Source organism: Janthinobacterium foliorum (assembly GCF_978021625.1).
In genome coordinates this window covers 92,334-108,007 of record NZ_CDXDQE010000013.1, presented here as the reverse complement: position 1 = coordinate 108,007, position 15,674 = coordinate 92,334, and the positions used below count along the sequence as shown (strand labels likewise).

The 15,674-nt window shown below is 62.4% G+C and carries 15 protein-coding genes; 11 read left to right on the top strand and 4 right to left on the bottom strand.

Features of this window, described 5'->3' with window-relative positions; all coding sequences use genetic code 11:
• From proV to proX, 3 genes are read left to right on the top strand one after another with little or no spacing between them, the layout of a single operon-like run.
• Complete coding sequence (gene proV / locus ACZ92H_RS23090) at positions 1-1,233, top strand: glycine betaine/L-proline ABC transporter ATP-binding protein ProV (protein ID WP_131374214.1); 1,233 nt, start codon at positions 1-3, stop codon at positions 1,231-1,233.
• On the top strand, positions 1,230-2,330 hold the full coding sequence (proW, locus tag ACZ92H_RS23085) for a glycine betaine/L-proline ABC transporter permease ProW (protein ID WP_465051161.1): 1,101 nt from the start codon (positions 1,230-1,232) through the stop codon (positions 2,328-2,330). Before proV ends, proW begins: the two co-directional genes overlap by 4 nt.
• Positions 2,331-2,342: 12 nt before the next feature.
• Positions 2,343-3,401 (top strand): glycine betaine/L-proline ABC transporter substrate-binding protein ProX, encoded by a 1,059-nt coding sequence (gene proX, locus ACZ92H_RS23080; protein ID WP_465051160.1) that lies wholly within the window; start codon positions 2,343-2,345, stop codon positions 3,399-3,401.
• A 90-nt stretch (positions 3,402-3,491) separates the two neighbouring features.
• On the opposite strand, the gene ACZ92H_RS23075 is transcribed toward proX, so the two are convergent.
• From ACZ92H_RS23075 to ACZ92H_RS23065, 3 genes are all read right to left on the bottom strand, one after another.
• Positions 3,492-3,953, bottom strand: a complete 462-nt coding sequence (locus ACZ92H_RS23075; protein WP_465051159.1) for a GNAT family N-acetyltransferase — start codon at positions 3,951-3,953, stop codon at positions 3,492-3,494.
• Positions 3,954-3,999: 46 nt separating this feature from the next.
• On the bottom strand, positions 4,000-4,254 hold the full coding sequence (locus ACZ92H_RS23070) for an acyl-CoA-binding protein (RefSeq protein ID WP_034782468.1): 255 nt from the start codon (positions 4,252-4,254) through the stop codon (positions 4,000-4,002).
• A gap of 200 nt (positions 4,255-4,454) precedes the next feature.
• Complete coding sequence (locus ACZ92H_RS23065) at positions 4,455-4,811, bottom strand: FKBP-type peptidyl-prolyl cis-trans isomerase (protein ID WP_034760263.1); 357 nt, start codon at positions 4,809-4,811, stop codon at positions 4,455-4,457.
• Between the two features lie 197 nt (positions 4,812-5,008).
• Here ACZ92H_RS23065 and ACZ92H_RS23060 point away from each other — a divergent pair, with 197 nt between their 5' ends.
• From ACZ92H_RS23060 to ACZ92H_RS23030, 7 genes are all read left to right on the top strand, one after another.
• Positions 5,009-5,980 carry a YVTN family beta-propeller repeat protein gene (locus ACZ92H_RS23060; protein ID WP_131374204.1) on the top strand — a complete coding sequence of 324 codons (972 nt, stop codon included), beginning with the start codon at positions 5,009-5,011 and terminating at the stop codon, positions 5,978-5,980.
• A 95-nt stretch (positions 5,981-6,075) separates the two neighbouring features.
• Entirely contained in the window at positions 6,076-6,915 is an 840-nt protein-coding gene (locus tag ACZ92H_RS23055) for a polysaccharide deacetylase family protein (RefSeq protein WP_465051222.1), read from the top strand.
• Entirely contained in the window at positions 6,915-7,952 is a 1,038-nt protein-coding gene (locus ACZ92H_RS23050) for a sterol desaturase family protein (RefSeq protein WP_465051221.1), read from the top strand. Before ACZ92H_RS23055 ends, ACZ92H_RS23050 begins: the two co-directional genes overlap by 1 nt.
• Entirely contained in the window at positions 7,952-8,779 is an 828-nt protein-coding gene (locus ACZ92H_RS23045) for an EI24 domain-containing protein (protein ID WP_465051158.1), read from the top strand. Before ACZ92H_RS23050 ends, ACZ92H_RS23045 begins: the two co-directional genes overlap by 1 nt.
• Before the next feature lie 44 nt (positions 8,780-8,823).
• Positions 8,824-9,609: a competence/damage-inducible protein A gene (locus ACZ92H_RS23040; RefSeq protein WP_131374200.1), complete on the top strand. Its 786-nt coding sequence runs from the start codon at positions 8,824-8,826 to the stop codon at positions 9,607-9,609.
• A gap of 381 nt (positions 9,610-9,990) precedes the next feature.
• Positions 9,991-13,107, top strand: a complete 3,117-nt coding sequence (locus tag ACZ92H_RS23035; RefSeq protein WP_465051157.1) for a transglycosylase domain-containing protein — start codon at positions 9,991-9,993, stop codon at positions 13,105-13,107.
• 63 nt (positions 13,108-13,170) lie between these two features.
• The gene (locus ACZ92H_RS23030; RefSeq protein WP_465051156.1) at positions 13,171-13,551 is read left to right on the top strand and encodes a hypothetical protein; all 381 of its coding nucleotides are present in this window, start codon (positions 13,171-13,173) and stop codon (positions 13,549-13,551) included.
• Here the strand turns inward: ACZ92H_RS23030 and ACZ92H_RS23025 are convergent.
• Positions 13,548-14,153, bottom strand: coding sequence for a glutathione S-transferase family protein (locus tag ACZ92H_RS23025; protein ID WP_465051155.1), 606 nt, complete (start codon positions 14,151-14,153; stop codon positions 13,548-13,550). The genes ACZ92H_RS23030 and ACZ92H_RS23025 overlap by 4 nt on opposite strands.
• Before the next feature lie 130 nt (positions 14,154-14,283).
• Between ACZ92H_RS23025 and ACZ92H_RS23020 the strand changes: the two genes are divergently transcribed.
• Positions 14,284-15,630 (top strand): TAXI family TRAP transporter solute-binding subunit, encoded by a 1,347-nt coding sequence (locus ACZ92H_RS23020; RefSeq protein WP_465051154.1) that lies wholly within the window; start codon positions 14,284-14,286, stop codon positions 15,628-15,630.
• The last annotated feature ends 44 nt before the right edge of the window (positions 15,631-15,674 follow it).

The following is a 15,674-nucleotide window of genomic DNA, read 5'->3' as shown; positions in this document are numbered from 1 at the left end:
GTGGCAAAACAAATTATTATCGACCATGTGTTCAAAGTGTTCGGCGACAAGCCAGAAGAAGCGCTTGAACTCGTCCGTCAAGGCGCCAGCAAGCAGGATATCCTGGCCCAGACCGACTGCACCATCGGCGTTTTCGACGCCACTTTTACCATTGAAGCGGGCGAGATCTTCGTCATCATGGGCCTGTCCGGTTCCGGCAAGTCGACCCTGGTGCGCATGCTGAACCGCCTGATCGAGCCGACCGCCGGCCGCATCCTGATCGACGGCAACGACATCAACACTTTGCCGGACGCCCAGCTGCGCGCCCTGCGCCGCAAGGACATCAGCATGGTGTTCCAGTCGTTCGCGCTGCTGCCGCAAATTACCGTGCTCGACAACACTGCCTTCGGCATGGAACTGGCCGGCATGCCGAAAGCCGAGCGCCATGCGCTGGCCCAGCAAGCGCTGGAGCAGGTGGGCCTGGACGGCTACGGCGCCAGCTATCCCGATGAGTTGTCGGGCGGCATGCAGCAGCGCGTGGGCCTGGCCCGTGCGCTGGCCTGCGACCCGTCGATCCTGCTGATGGATGAAGCGTTTTCCGCGCTCGATCCGATTATCCGCACGGAAATGCAATCGGAATTGCTGCGTTTGCAGCAGATCAAGCGCCGCACCATCGTCTTCATTTCGCATGATCTCGACGAAGCCATGCGCATCGGCGACCGCGTCGCCATCATGAAAGACGGCCACGTGGTGCAAGTGGGCACGCCGGAAGAAATCCTGCGCAAGCCTGCCAACGATTATGTGCGCAACTTCGTGCGCGGCGTCGATGCGGCGGCCGTCTTCAAGGCCAGCGATATCGCCCGCAAGAGCCAGATCGTGGTGTCGGAGTCGCCGAGCCGCGGTTCGCGCGCCGCGCTGTCGATGCTGGAAGAGCAAGATCGCGCGTATGCCTACGTCGTCAACCCGCAGCGCAAGTTCCTCGGCGTCGTCTCGGCCGATTCGCTGCGCAATGCGCTCGACGGCCACGTGGGTCCGCTGGGCCTGGCGCATGCCTACCTGCCAGACGTGCAGACCATCAACGCAGAAGAGCCCGTGGCCGGCCTGTTCGGCCAGGTGGCGCAACTGCCTTACGCCGTCCCTGTGGTGGCCAATGACGGCAGCTTCCGCGGCGCGATCAGCAAGACGACCTTGCTGAAGTTCCTCGACCGCGATACGCCAGCCATTGCCGAACAACAACAGAAAGGACAAGCATGAACCCAAGCACCGTTTCTACCGTAGAACCTGTTGTTGAACAGGCCGCCCAAGTCAATCCCTGGGCGCTGACGCCGCCTGGCGACACTTCCTGGCTGGATGCGGCCGGTCCGGCCGTGCAGCCGGAACACGCCGCCTCCGGTTTTCACCTGACGCAGATTTTCGACGGCTCGCTGCCGCTGGAAAGCTGGATCAATCAGGGTCTGGGCTGGGTCGTGACGCATTTCCGCCCCTTTTTCCAGGCCGTGCGCGCGCCGATCGACAGCACCCTGAACGGCGTGGAAGGCGTGCTGCTGGCGGCCCCGTCGCTGACGGTGATCGCCATCATCGGCTTGCTGGCCTGGCAATTTACCAGCCGCACCTTGGCCATCGGCACCGTGCTGGCGCTGCTGCTCGTGTCGATGCTGGGCATCTGGCCGGAAGCCATGACCACCCTGTCGCTGGTATTGACGTCGCTGGCCTTCTGTCTGGCCATTGGTTTGCCGCTGGGCATTTTCCTTGCCAGCAGCGACCGCGCACAGAATGTGCTGCGTCCCTTGCTCGACGCCATGCAGACGACGCCCGCCTTTGTCTACCTGGTGCCGGTGGTGATGCTGTTTGGTATCGGTAATGCGCCTGGCGTGATCGTGACGATCATCTTTGCCCTGCCGCCGCTGGTACGCCTGACCAACCTGGGCATCCGCCAGGTGCGTCCCGACCTGATCGAAGCGGCCCGCGCGTATGGCGCTTCGCCGTGGCAGCTGCTGACCCGCGTGCAATTCCCGCTGGCCATGCCATCGATCATGGCCGGTATCAACCAGTCGCTGATGCTGTCGCTGTCGATGGTGGTGATCGCCTCGATGATCGCCGTGGGCGGCCTGGGCCAGATGGTACTGCGCGGCATTGGCCGCCTGGACATGGGCCTGGCCACCGTGGGCGGCCTGGGCATCGTGCTGCTGGCCATCACCCTGGACCGTTTGACGCAAGCGATGGGCCAGCCGCGCCGCGGCGTGCGCCACTGGTACCAGACGGGTCCCGTGGGCTGCGTGCTGCGCCTGGTGCGCGGCAATAGCGAAAAAAATAATGTTGAACAGCAAGCTACGCTGGCCAACGCACAATAAGAAAGGAACTACATGCATCAAATCGAACATTTTAAAGCGACGCAAAAATCACAACGCAAGTTCCAGCTGTTTTCGGCCCTGGCGCTGGCCGCCCTGGCCCTGACCACCAGCCTGGCCATGGCGCAGACGCCGGCCGCCGCTGCCGATGCGCTGCCGGGCAAGGGCATCAAGGTGCAGGCGCTGCAAAGCTCGATCGCGGAAGAAACCTTCCAGACCATGCTGGTCGACAAGGCCCTGGAAAAGCTCGGCTACGAAGTGCAGCCGATCAAGGAAGTGGAATACCCGACGGCGCATATCGCCATCGCCAACGGCGACGCCACGTTCATGGCCGTGCACTGGGACCCGATGCACAAGGATTTCTATAACAATGCGGGCGGCGACGCCAAGCTGCTGCGCACGGGCCAGTACGCCGGTCCGGCCGCGCAGGGGTATCTGATCGACAAGGCCACGGCGGAAAAGTACAACATCACGAATATCGACCAGCTGCGCGATCCCACCCTGGCCAAGCTGTTCGACCACGATGGCGACGGCAAGGCCGACTTGACGGGCTGCAATCCGGGTTGGGGCTGCGAAGCGCTGATCGAGAACCACATGGATGCGTACAAATTGCGCGAAACGGTGACGCACGTGCAGGGCAGCTATGCGGCCCTGATCGCCGACACCCTGGGCCGCTACAAGCGTGGCGAACCGATCCTGTACTATACGTGGACCCCGTACTGGGTCAGCGGCGTGCTGGTGCCGGGCAAGGACGTGATCTGGCTGAAAGTGCCATTCTCGGCCAACCCGGACAAGGTCAACACGCGTCTCGACGATGGCAGCGACTACGGTTTTGCCGTCAACACGGCGCGCATCGTGGCCAACAAGGCCTGGGCGGAAAACAACCCGGCCGCGGCCAAGCTGTTCGAGGTGATGCAATTGCCGGTGGCCGACATCAATGCGCAGAACGAACGCATGCGCCGCGGTGAAAACACGCAGGCGGATATCGCCCGCCACACGGCCGGCTGGATCAAGTTCCACCAGCAGACGTTCGACGGCTGGATCGCGCAAGCGCTGGCGGCGGCGAAGAAGTAAGGTACCGTTGTTTCGGCAGTAAAAAAGTGGCTACCGTTTTGGTAGCCACTTTTGCGTTAACGGCCTGTTTTGGTGGGTTTTGGTGAGTTTTTAGCCCATTTCGGCCAGTTTCAGGTGCAAAATGGGGAAAGGCTGGCCAAACGGGTCGAGTGCCGAGCGGCTTGCCACGCGAAACCCCAGGTGCGCGTAAAAACCGTGCGCCTGCGCGTTGTGTTCGTTGACGTCGACGGCGGCGGCGCCCAGTGTATCGATGGCGTGGCGCAGCAGCGCGCGGCCGGCGCCGCTGCCGCGCCGGTCAGGATGCACGAAGAGCATCTCGATCTTGGCGTGCTCGACGCACAGGAAGGCGCAGGGGGTACCATCGGCAACGCGCAGCACGAGCAGCAGGCCTGCGGCGGCTACCCGGGCCAGCTCGTCGCGCACGTAGGGGCCGAGGAAATCGATATCGCTGTCGGCGAGGAAATCGTGGGTGGCGCGCACGGACAGGTGCCAGACGTCGAACAAGCGGGGCAGGTCGGCGGCGTGCGCCGGAGAAATTGGTGATGATGTCATGCGGAAATTATACTGCCCCGGCAGGCGCCGGGGCAGGGAGGGACGATCAGTCCTTCAAGTCTTCGATCAGGTCGATGTATTGCTGCTGCGCTTCTTCTTTCGACGTGCCGGCCAGGGCCGCCCAGGCATCGAACTTGGCACGGTTGACGAAGTCGGTCATGCCGGGACGCTCGCCCGTGGCGTCGCCGCTCGAGGCTTGCTTGAACAAGGCGTAGATTTTCAACAAGGTCATATTGTCCGGACGTTCGGACAGGGTCTTGGAATCGAGCTGCGCTTGTTCGAATTGCTCTTGTAAACTCATGGTGGCTCCTGTGGGCTGATGGATACGCTGGAAAAGTGCGGCAGGCCCGGCGGAGTGGCCACCGTGCGTGCTGCAGTGCCTGACATCATAGTGAAAAAAGGGCGCGCTGCATTAGAGGGCATCCTCAAAACAAAAACGCCGCCGCTGAGTGAACAGGGGCGGCGCCTGGCGCGATCATGTGAGCGCGGCCTTGTCCGTGCTTACACGCCCAGCAGTTCGACGTCGAAAATCAGGGTGGCGTTCGGCGGAATCACGCCGCCCGCGCCGCGCGCGCCATAGCCGAGCGCTGCCGGGATGATCAGCTGGCGCTTGCCGCCGACTTTCATGCCTTGCACGCCTTCATCCCAGCCTTGAATCACGCGGCCGGCGCCCAGCGGGAATTCGAATGGGTCGTTGCGGTCCTTGCTCGAGTCAAATTTCGAACCGGCGCTGCCGTCGTCGTTTTGCAGCCAGCCCGTGTAATGCACGACAACATTGTTGCCAGCTTGCGCTTCAGCGCCTTCGCCAACAACGGTGTCGATGTATTGCAGGCCGGAAGCGGTGGTAGTGGTGGTCATGATAATCCTTGTGTAGGCGATGAAAGCTTCAGATTGTAGAGCAATGGCTTGCAAAGCGCCATTCCAGGCCCTGCAGGGCGAAAAACCGGAAATTACCGCCATGGGTGGCGATTGGTATCATTCAAAGGGGAATTAATTCAAAAAATACAGTGTTTCCACGTAAAATACATGTTTTGTATTTAACAGTGATTTCCTCCATGTTCCGCAGTCTACGCCGCCTTGTTTTTTCCTCGCTGTGCCTGGTTTCCGCAATGTCCACGGCGCAAGCCGAAGTGGTGGTGGTACTCAACTCCCGTGATGCTACGGTGCAACTGCTTGACCAGAAAACCTACGCCCCCCTGTCTACCTTTGCCGTCGGCAAGGAACCGCACCACCTGATGGAAACGCCGGACGGCAAGTCGCTGATCGTCGCCAGCTCCGTCGGCAATGAACTGATCTTCCTCGACCCCGTGTCGGGCCAGATCCAGCGCCGCATCAGCAATATCCTCGATCCGTATCAAATCGGCTTTTCGCCGGACCAGAAGTGGTTCATCTCGAATTCGCTGCGCCTGGACCGCATCGACCTGTACCGCTACGATGGCAAGAACCTGACCCTGGCCAAGCGCATTGCGCTACCCAAGCTGCCCAGCCACATGGCGTTCACGGCCGACAGCAGCATGGCGTTCATTACGCAGCAGGGCAGCAACCAGGTCAGCGCCATCGACCTGGCTACGCAGACGGTGAAATGGACCATGCCCGTGGGCCCCGCGCCGGCCGGCATCACCATGACGCCTGATGGCAAGTATTTGCTGGTCGGCATCATGGGCAGCGACTACGTGGAAGTGATCGACTGGCGCACGCAAAAAACCGTCAAGCGCATCAAGGCCGGCGCCGGCACGCACAACTTCCGCGCGCTGGGGGACAATCGCATGACGTTCGTCTCGAACCGCGTGTCGAACACCATCAACATCATCGACCAGCAGACCCTGGAAAACGTGGGCACCATCAATGTGCCTGGTGGCCCGGACTGCATGGAAATCACGCCGGACGGCAAGACCATGTGGGTAACCCTGCGCTGGATCAAGAAAGTGGCCGTGATCGACCTGACCACGCGCAAGGTGATCAAATTGATACCCGTGGGCCGCTCGCCCCATGGCGTGTATTTCGCCACCCACTCGCCGCGCATGTGATGAAGCAAGTGATGACGCAAGTGACGATCCAAGTGACGATCCAAGTGACGACCCGGGCGATGAATAAACGTCTTCTGGCCGGCGCCATGCGGGCCATGCTGCTGGTCGCGGCCGCGTTGCCGCCTGCCGCGCACGCCGCATTAGCTGCTGCCGCTGCCGCACCGGCCGCGTCCGCAGCGCCTGGCGCCCCGGCGGCCTCATCGGCCGCCCCCACTGCCCCCGCTGCCTGCAGGGGCACCATCTACCTGACCTTCGACACGGGCAGCCAGTCGCAGGCGGCGTTGATTGCCGACGTGCTCAACAAACGTCACGTGAAGGCGACGTTTTTCCTGGCCAATGAAAAGACCACGCGTGGCGACTATTCGCTCGATCCGTCATGGGCGCCATACTGGAAAGCCCGGGTCGCCGAAGGCCATGCATTCGGCACGCATACGTTTGATCACGTGTACTGGAAGAAGGATCTGGCCAACGGCTTGATCCAGGTCAAGCCCCAGTTCGGCAAGGAGGGCGGCAAGCTGGCGTCGTTGACGGATAAACAGTTCTGCGAAGAATTGCGCCGTGTCGACACGCGCTTCCAGGAACTGACGGGACACAAGCTCGACCCGTTCTGGCGCGCGCCGGGCGGCTACACGTCGCCCCGCACGCTGGCGGCCGGCAGCGCCTGCGGCTACCAGCATGCGGGCTGGGCGCCAGCCGGCTACTCGGGTGACGAGTTGTCCAGCGACAAGTATCCGAACGCCATGCTGCTGAAAAAGGCGCTGGCGAACCTGCGCAGCGGCGATATCTTCATCGCCCACATGGGCATCTGGTCGCGCAAGGAGCCATGGGCGCCCGCCAACCTGGACGCCTTGATTGCCGGTTTGCAGGACAAGGGCTACTGTTTTGCCACCCTGCGCGAGCATCCCGCCTACGCGAAGCAGAAGGGCCAGCCATGATGGCCGCCGGCATCGGCGGCCTCGTCGCGCCCGTCATCGATACCATCGTCGCAACCTTTGGCGACGCGCAAGGCTGGCTGTTCCAGGCCGTCGTCAATCCCCTGGTGTATCACCTGGGCTTTGGCGAGTTCACGGAAGAAGCGTTCGAAGGCACGGAGTGGCTGCTGATCGGCCTGTGCGAACTGGTGCTGCTGTTTCTCGTACTGCGTCCGCTCGAAGCCGTGATTCCCGCGCAAAAGATCACCGACCCGCGCGCCCGCTGGAACGATTTTATCTACACGGTATTGCACCGCATCGGCCTGTTTTCCGTGCTGATCTTCTTCACGCTCGATCCGCTGATGGATGGTCTGGCCGGAGCCTTGCGTTTTGATAATATCCATCCCCTGAACCTGGAGTCGCTGTTGCCCGGCATCAGCCCGCTCGTCAGTTTTATCATTTATTTTGTGATACTGGATTTCGTCGACTATTGCTACCACCGCGCCTCGCACCATTTCGGCTGGTGGTGGGGCTTGCACAGCCTGCATCACAGCCAGCAAAACATGAATTTGTGGAGTGATAACCGCAACCACCTGCTGGACGACTTTTTGCGCGACGTGGTCATGGCCCTGGTGGCGCTGGGCATTGGCGTGCCACCGGGACAATATGTGCTGCTGGTGTCGATTTCGCGCATTCTGCAAAGCTTGCAGCATGCGAATGTGAGGATGCACTTCGGCCGCATCGGCGAGCGGCTGCTGATCTCGCCCCGTTTCCACCGCACGCACCACGCCATCGGCGTGGGGCATGAGTCGAAAGGCAAGGGCAGCCTGGGTGGCTGCAACTTCGGCGTGGTCCTGCCAATTTGGGATATGCTGCTGGGCACCGCGAATTTCTCGGCGGGCTATGCGCGCACGGGCGTGCGCGACCAGCTGGCCCGCATCGACAGTGAAGGCGTGGGCCGGCCGGGACGCAACTATGGACGCGGCTTCTGGCAGCAGCAATGGCTGGGCCTGCGCCGCATGGTGGAATTTGCAAGATTGAAACGAAAAGGACGCCGTTGATGCGTAATGTGTTGAACTCGTATGGCCGTGCCTTCCTGTCGCAATTGCATGGCAGGATACTGTTGCTGAGCGCCGTGCCGTTTGTGCTGTCGCTGGTGCTGTGGGGCGTGCTGCTGTATCTCGGCCTGCAGCCGCTGATCGACAGCCTGCATGCGCTCTTCACGCAGTATGACTTTTTCCGCACCAGCGGCCAGGTGCTGTCCGCCTTTGGCCTGGGCGTGCTGAAGGCCGTCATCGTGCCGCTGATCGCCATGTTCATGCTGCTGCCGCTGATGATATTGACGGCGCTGATCTTCATGGGCCTGTTCGCCATGCCGGCCATCGGCCGCCACATCGGCGGGCGGCACTTTCCACAGATGGAAAAGAAATACGGCGGCAGCCTGCTGGGCAGCGTCGGCACCTCGCTGGCCACCTTCCTGCTGTTTATCGTGGCCTGGGTGCTGCTGCTGCCCCTGTACGCGTTCCCGCCTGCCGCGCTGGCGGGCCAGGCCGTGCTGTGGGGCTGGCTGACCTACCGCGTCATGGCCTATGACGCCATGGCCGACTACGCCAGCAAGGATGAGCGCCTGGCCATCATGCGCGAGCAGCGCTGGCCCTTGCTGGCCATCGGCATGGTTTCGGGCGCGGCCGGCGCCGTGCCGGGCCTGCTGTGGATGGGCGGCGTGATGTCGGTGGTGTTCTTCCCCTTCCTGGCCGCATTTGCCATCTGGCTGTATGTGCTGATCTTTATCTTTACGGGCCTGTGGTTCCAGTATTACTGTCTGGAAGCGCTGGCGCGCCTGCGGGGCGTGCGCGGCATGACGGACGTGGCGCCGGCTGACGCTTGAACTTGACTATCAAACTTGACTATCGAATCGAACGAGGAAGTTTCATGGCTATTGGATTGATCATCATCGGCGACGAAATCCTGTCGGGCAAGCGCACTGACCAGCATTTCCCGAAAGTGGTGCAGATGCTCAAGCAGCGCGGTTTGCAGCTGAGCTGGGCGGAATACGTGGGCGACGAGCCGGCCCGCCTGGTCGCCTTGCTCAAGCGCAGCTTTGCCAGCGGCGACATCGTCTTCAGCTTTGGCGGCATCGGCGCCACGCCGGACGACCATACGCGCCAGGCGGCGGCCGATGCGCTGGGCCTGCCGCTGGTGCTGCATCCACAGGGCAAGCAGAATATCCAGCAGCGCATCACGGAAATGGGGGAAGAGGCGGGCGTGCCAGCCGATTTGAACTCGCCGGAAAACCTGCACCGCCTGAAAATGGCGGAATTCGTGCAGGGCGCCGAGCTGATTCCGAATCCGTACAACAAGATCGCCGGCTTTGCCGTGCGCGAGCATTACTTTGTGCCCGGCTTTCCCATCATGTCCTGGCCCATGATCGAATGGGTGCTCGACACGCATTACAGCCATTTGTTCAACCAGGTGCCGCATGCGGAACATGCCTTGCTCGTGTACGAAACGGCCGAGTCCCTGCTGACGCCGCTGATGGTGCGCCTGGAAGCGGAGTACCCGCTGATCAAGGTGTTCAGCCTGCCCAGCGTGGGCGATGCGCAGACGCGGCGGCATATCGAGCTGGGCGTCAAGGGCGAGCCGGCGCAGGCAGTGGCCGCGTTTGCCGAGATGTGCGCCGAGCTCGACGCCATGCGCGCGGAATACACCACCATCTGACATTCGCCAGCCCGGCGCCGGCGGCTTTTTCGCCGGCGTCCAGCCCGCCTCACGCTTATGTTCGCAAGCGTACAGTCCAAGTCGTTGTTTTTTTGCGAAAATCTTCATTGAAGCAAGATTTTTGTGCGCGCTCGTCAGTCGTTTTCATGCCGATGTGGTGGAATGGTGAACAGGGGCTCCGCGTGTCAAAACGGGAGCTGCCTGCCTGTGCAGTAGAGCGTATTTTTGATTCACCGGTCTGGACATCATGTTAAGCAATCTTCGTTGTTACCGGTCTTGCCGCCCCCTGGCCGTGATCTTGCCTGGCGCCGATAGTGCTGCGAAGTGGCATTGCCACCGCACGGTCCGCGCCGTCCAAACCCAACCTTACCCCAGCATCCCATGAAAGACACAGGCGTCAATCTGGCCGCGCAAGAGCGGCCCCAGGAAGAACCAGCCCCGCAGGCGCCAGTGCCGGCGAGCCCGCCGAAGAAGCGCCGTTCGCGCGTCTGGCCCATCTTTGCCATCATCGTGCTGGCGCTGATCGCCGGCGTGGCCTGGTTCGTCATGCGCGAAGTGCGCACCTCGGCCCTGCAGGCGGAATTTTTCACGCGCATCGACCGCCAACTGACGTTCAAGGTCGAGCCAGGTCCCGCGCCTGCCGATGCCATCCGCTATCCGCAGCATGGGCCGTACGACGAGCGCCTGGGCTATGCCAGCCTGCCGGATTTTATTAGCAAGCTGAACGCGCGCGACTATGCCGTCACGGCGCAGGCGCGCATGTCGCCGAAGATGGTGCAACTGGTCGACCGGGGCATCTTTGCCACCTATCACGAGAAAAACCGCGCCGGCCTGTCGATTCTCGATTGCCGCGCCGCGCCCTTGTTCGCCGCCAGTTATCCCGAGCGCATGTTCGACGGCTTCACCGAAGCACCGCCGGCGCTCGTGCAAAGCCTGCTGTTCATTGAAAACCGCGAATTGCTGGACCCGGGCACGCCCATGCGCAATCCCGCCGTGGAATGGGACCGCCTGAGCAAGGCTATCCTCGACAAGGCCTTGAATTTGTTCGGCGGCCACCGCGGCGGCGGCGGCAGCACCTTGGCCACGCAGATCGAAAAATACCGCCACTCGGAAGATGGCCGCACCAGCTCCATGAAGGACAAGCTGCTGCAGATGCTGTCGGCCAGCCTGCGCTCGTACCAGGATGGCGAGAACACCATGGAAGCGCGGCGCAAGATCGTCGTCAATTACCTCAATACCGTGCCGCTGTCGGCAAAAAGCGGCTTTGGCGAGGTCAACGGCATTGGCGACGGCATGTGGGTGTGGTATGGCCGTCCGTTTGCCGAAGTCAAGACCTTGCTCAAGGGCGACATGAACCAGCCGGGCAGCGCCTTGGCCTACAAGCAGGCGCTGAGTCTGCTGATCGCGCAGCGCCGTCCCTCGCATTACCTGGTGGCCGGCGGCGCCGACCTGGAAGAATTGACGAACAGCCATCTGCGCCTGCTGGCGCAGGCGGGCGTGATCTCGCCGCAGTTGCGCGATGCGGCCATCGCCGAGAAGCTGCGCCCATCGACGGCCTCGGGCGTGCAGTCGGAAGCGTCCACCTCATTCGTCACGCGCAAGGCGTCGAATGCGGTGCGCAATCACCTGGCCAGCATGCTGGGCGATCCGCGCTTGTACAACCTCGACCGCCTGGACCTGAAGGTGGTCAGCACCCTCGATGCGCAGGCGCAAAACGCCGTCACCAAGGTACTGCGTGAGCTGCGCGATCCGGAAGTGGCGAAAGCGGCCGGCCTGACGGGCAAGGGCATGCTGGGCAATGGCGATCCCGCCAACGTGGTGTACAGCTTTACCTTGCTGCAAAAGGGCGACCAGGCCAACTTGCTGCGCGTGCAGACGGATAATTACGACCAGCCGCTGGACATCAACGAAGGCGCCAAGCTGGACCTCGGTTCCACGGCCAAGCTGCGCACCCTGGTGACTTACCTGGACATCATCGACCAGCTGCACCAGCGCTACAGCGGAATGAGCGCCGCCGAGCTGGGCAAGATTGCCGTCGATCCCAAGGACATGCTGTCGCAGTGGGCGATCGCCTATCTGAAACCGTTGCCGATCGGCGAAGCGCGCAACCTGCCGGCCATGCTGGCGGCCGCCATGGAACGCAAATACTCGGGCAATCCGGGCGAAGGCTTCTTCACGGGCGGCGGCCTGCACCATTTCGGCAACTTCTCCAAGCTCGACGACAGCCGCATCATGACGGTGCAGCAAGCCTTGCGCCAGTCGACCAACCTGGTGTTCGTGCGCCTGATGCGCGACGTGGCCCGCTACTACATGTTCTCGCGTCCCGATTCCTCGGCTTCCCTGCTGGCGGACGCGGACGATCCGCGCCGCGCCCAGTACCTGAGCCGTTTTGCCGACAAGGAAGGGCGTGAATTCCTGCACCGCTTCTACCAGAAGTACCGCGGCAAGAGCGTGGACGAGCAGGAAAAGATTTTGCTGGCCAGCATCCGCCCGACGCCCGTGCGCCTGGCGAATATTTTCCGCACCATCAATCCAAAAGGCACGCTGGAGGAGTTCGGCGACTTCCTGAACGCCAACCTGCCGTCGCAAAACGAAGTGCCGCCCGAGCGCGTGGCCAAGATGTACCAGCAGTACGCCATGGAGAACTGGTCCTTGGCTGACCGCGGCTATCTCGCCAATGTGCATCCGCTGGAACTGTGGATGGTGGCGTACCTGCGCCAGCATGAAGGTTCCACCCTGTCGCAGATGGTGGCGGCCAGCGAGAAGGAGCGCCAGGAAGTGTATAAATGGCTGTTCAATACGCACCGCAAGCACGCGCAGGACCGCCGCATCGCCAATTTGCTGGAAGTGGAAGGCTTCCTGGAAATCCACCGCCAGTGGAAGAAGATGGGCTACCCGTTCGATTCGCTGGTGCCGTCGTATGCCACCACCCTGGGCGCCTCGGCCGACCGGCCCGCCGCGCTGGCCGAGTTGATGGGCATCATCATCAACGATGGCGTGCGCAAGCCGAGCGTGCGCATCGATTCCATGCATTTCGCCGCCAACACGCCATATGACACCATGGTCAAGCGGGGCGCCAAGGTGGAGGCCGAGCAAGTGCTGTCGCCGGACGTGGCCAAGGCGGTGGCCAAGGCCATCCGCGAAGTGGTGTCGGACGGCACGGCAAAACGGGCGAAGACGGCGTTTGTCGGCGCCGATGGCGTGCCCATCCCGATGGGCGGCAAGACGGGCACGGGTGACCAGCGCTTCGACGTGTATGGCGCCGGCGGCCGCCTGATCGAGTCGCGCTATGTGAACCGTTCGGCCACCTTCGTCTTCAATATCGGCGAGCGCTTCTATGGCAGCATGACGGCGTATGTGCGGGGGCCGGAATCGAAGAACTACGATTTCACCAGCGCCTTGCCGGTGCAATTGCTGGTCTCGCTGGCGCCGAGCCTGATGCCGCTGATCGAGCCGCCCGCGCAGGCCGATGGCGTGGCCAAGCAGTGCACGAATTAAGACGGCGCTGCAGAGAAAAGCCGGCCTGCATGGCCGGTTTTTTTTGCCGCAGGAAAAGGAAATATGGACAGGACGCAGCAGATTTTTGAACAGTACCACCGTTTTGACGATGGATCACTGGTGTCGATGGACCAGCGGTACCAGCCACACGGTGTGTTATCCGTGCGCATCGTGTTGTACGCAAGAAATCATGCACTGGATGGCAATGTCTGGCGCCAGGTGGCCATCACGGTGGGCGATGTGCGGGAATTGGCAGTCAAGATGCCGGGCAACTTCGTCAATCGCATGTGCTGCGGCGTGAAGCTGCTGCGTTTCGGCGCGCTGTGGTGCGTGGATGTCGACGGCACCTATGCGCATGACGATCCCGCCTCGCTGGACGAGGTGCGCCGCGATGGCGATTGCTACGTCATCGGCGGCAGGGTCGAGGCGATCGAACTGGACTAGCCGGCAAATTCGGCCGTCTTGCCCGCCAGGCGCGCGTGATACGCGGCAATGCCGGGGTAGTCGGGACGATCCATGGGGGCCATCAGCCAGCGCTTGACGGACAGGCCCAGCACGATATCGGCCACGGTAAATTGCTCGCCGCAGGCGTAGGCGCCCGTGCGCTGCAGTTGCTGCTCCAGGATGCCCATCATCTTGTTCCATCCGGCAATGCCCGCCGCCAGCTGTACCGCATCCTGATGTGCCGGGCTGCGGCGCACCAGCGACATGAAGGCGTAGCGCCAGCTGTTGTTGAGCTCGCCCATTTGCCAGTCCATCCATTTTTCCACTTCCGCGCGGGCGCGGGGCGCGCCTGGCAGCAAGTCGTCGCGGCCCGCCTGCGCGCACAGGTAGCGGCAAATGGTGTTCGATTCCCACAGCACCAGGTCGCCGTCGAGCAGCACGGGCACCATGGCGTTCGGGTTCAGGGCCAGGAAGGCGGGATCGTCCGTGGCGCGAAAGCCGCTGCCCCAGTCTTCGCGTTCGTAGGGCAGGTCCAGTTCCTCGCACGTCCACAGGACCTTGCGGACATTGATCGAGGCGGCTTTTCCAAGAATTTTCAGCATGCGGGCTCCAAAGGGCAGGTGGTCGATCCTGCACTGTAGCCGAATTGGCCACGCCGCGCGCATGAAAGTGCCTTGCATAGTTGAGGTTTTCTTGGCATCGTAGCCACCCATGAAACCTATGCGCCACCACATGTCCAAAATCCTCGCGTTCAGCCGCTTTTCCGTGCGCGATTTCCTCGCCACCGCCGGCCCCACCCTGCTGCTGGTCGGCGCGTTCTGCGCGCTGGCGTACTGGCTGGTCGACCCGGCGCCGCCGCGCCAGGTGAGCCTGTCGACGGGGCAGGACAATAGCGCTTACGAAGAATTCGGCAAGAAGTATGCGGCGACCCTGGCCAAGCACGGCATCAAGGTGACCTTGCAGCCATCGCTGGGTTCGCAGGAAAACCTGCAGCGCCTGAACGCGGGCACGACGGATATTGCCTTCGTGCAAAGCGGCTCGACGGAACACGCCGATGCGGAGCGCCATGGCCTCATTTCCCTGGGCAGCCTGTTTACGGAACCCGTCTGGCTATTCATGCGCGAAGACAAGGCCGTCACGGAGCTGACGCAATTGAAGGGCTTGAAGATCAATCTGGGGCCGGAAGGCACGGGCGTGCCCAGCCTGTTCCGGCAGTTGCTGTCCGTGAATGGGGTGGAGGCGAACGAGTTGACGGTGAGCGACTTGCAAAATACACCGGCCACGGTGGAGCTGCTGGAAGGGCGCATCGACGGCCTCGTGTTCAGCTCGGCACCGGAGGCGCCGCTGATCCAGATGCTGCTGCAAACGCCGGGCATCAGGCTGTTTGATTTTTCGCAGGCCGAGGCCTATACGCGGCGCCTGCCTTTCCTCACCCACGTGGTGTTGCCACGCGGTATCGTCGACCTGGGACGCAATATCCCGGCGCAGGATTACCACCTGATCGCGCCGACGGCCACCCTGGTCGCGCGCGAAGACTTGCATCCCGCCCTGGTCGACCTGTTCGTGCAGGCGGCGGCCGGCATCCATGGCGGCACGGGCTGGTTCCAGCAGCAGGGGCAATTCCCGTCCGCCCGCTACACGGAAATTCCCGTGGCGCCGGAAGCGCTGAAATTCTACAAGGATGGCGCGCCCGTGCTGCAGCGCTACATGAGTTTCTGGCTGGCGAATTTCTTTGACCGCATGTGGGTGCTGGTGGTGGCCTTGGGCGCCTTGATCCTGCCCCTGTCGCGCGTGGTGCCGCCCTTGTACGTGTGGCGCATCCGCTCGCGCGTGTACCGCTGGTACGGCCAGCTGCGCACGGTGGAGCAGGCGCTGGAAGACGTGCCGGAAGAGCAGCGCACGCACGTGTATGCGGAGCAACTGAAACGCCTGGACCAGATCGAGGAAATGGTCAACCAGATCTCGATTCCCCTGTCGTTTGCGGACGGCCTGTATGGCTTGCGCAGCCACATCAATTTCGTGCGCAAGCGCATATTGACCCTGATGGGCGAGCATCCTGAAGCAGGCGAGCCGGCCTGAGCGCTTAACCCGCCTCAACGAGGGTGATCGACAGCTTGCGGCCC

What these genes read in the sequence shown, in the direction of transcription:
- proX (WP_465051160.1), top strand. Translation starts at nt 2,343, where the DNA reads ATGCATCAAATCGAACATTTTAAAGCGACGCAAAAATCACAACGCAAG.
- ACZ92H_RS23040 (WP_131374200.1), top strand. Translation starts at nt 8,824, where the DNA reads ATGGCTATTGGATTGATCATCATCGGCGACGAAATCCTGTCGGGCAAG.
- ACZ92H_RS23050 (WP_465051221.1), top strand. Translation starts at nt 6,915, where the DNA reads ATGGCCGCCGGCATCGGCGGCCTCGTCGCGCCCGTCATCGATACCATC.
- ACZ92H_RS23020 (WP_465051154.1), top strand. Translation starts at nt 14,284, where the DNA reads ATGTCCAAAATCCTCGCGTTCAGCCGCTTTTCCGTGCGCGATTTCCTC.
- ACZ92H_RS23075 (WP_465051159.1), bottom strand. Translation starts at nt 3,953, where the DNA reads ATGACATCATCACCAATTTCTCCGGCGCACGCCGCCGACCTGCCCCGC.
- ACZ92H_RS23035 (WP_465051157.1), top strand. Translation starts at nt 9,991, where the DNA reads ATGAAAGACACAGGCGTCAATCTGGCCGCGCAAGAGCGGCCCCAGGAA.
- ACZ92H_RS23030 (WP_465051156.1), top strand. Translation starts at nt 13,171, where the DNA reads ATGGACAGGACGCAGCAGATTTTTGAACAGTACCACCGTTTTGACGAT.
- ACZ92H_RS23070 (WP_034782468.1), bottom strand. Translation starts at nt 4,254, where the DNA reads ATGAGTTTACAAGAGCAATTCGAACAAGCGCAGCTCGATTCCAAGACC.
- ACZ92H_RS23065 (WP_034760263.1), bottom strand. Translation starts at nt 4,811, where the DNA reads ATGACCACCACTACCACCGCTTCCGGCCTGCAATACATCGACACCGTT.
- proW (WP_465051161.1), top strand. Translation starts at nt 1,230, where the DNA reads ATGAACCCAAGCACCGTTTCTACCGTAGAACCTGTTGTTGAACAGGCC.
- ACZ92H_RS23060 (WP_131374204.1), top strand. Translation starts at nt 5,009, where the DNA reads ATGTTCCGCAGTCTACGCCGCCTTGTTTTTTCCTCGCTGTGCCTGGTT.
- ACZ92H_RS23025 (WP_465051155.1), bottom strand. Translation starts at nt 14,153, where the DNA reads ATGCTGAAAATTCTTGGAAAAGCCGCCTCGATCAATGTCCGCAAGGTC.
- ACZ92H_RS23055 (WP_465051222.1), top strand. Translation starts at nt 6,076, where the DNA reads ATGCTGCTGGTCGCGGCCGCGTTGCCGCCTGCCGCGCACGCCGCATTA.
- ACZ92H_RS23045 (WP_465051158.1), top strand. Translation starts at nt 7,952, where the DNA reads ATGCGTAATGTGTTGAACTCGTATGGCCGTGCCTTCCTGTCGCAATTG.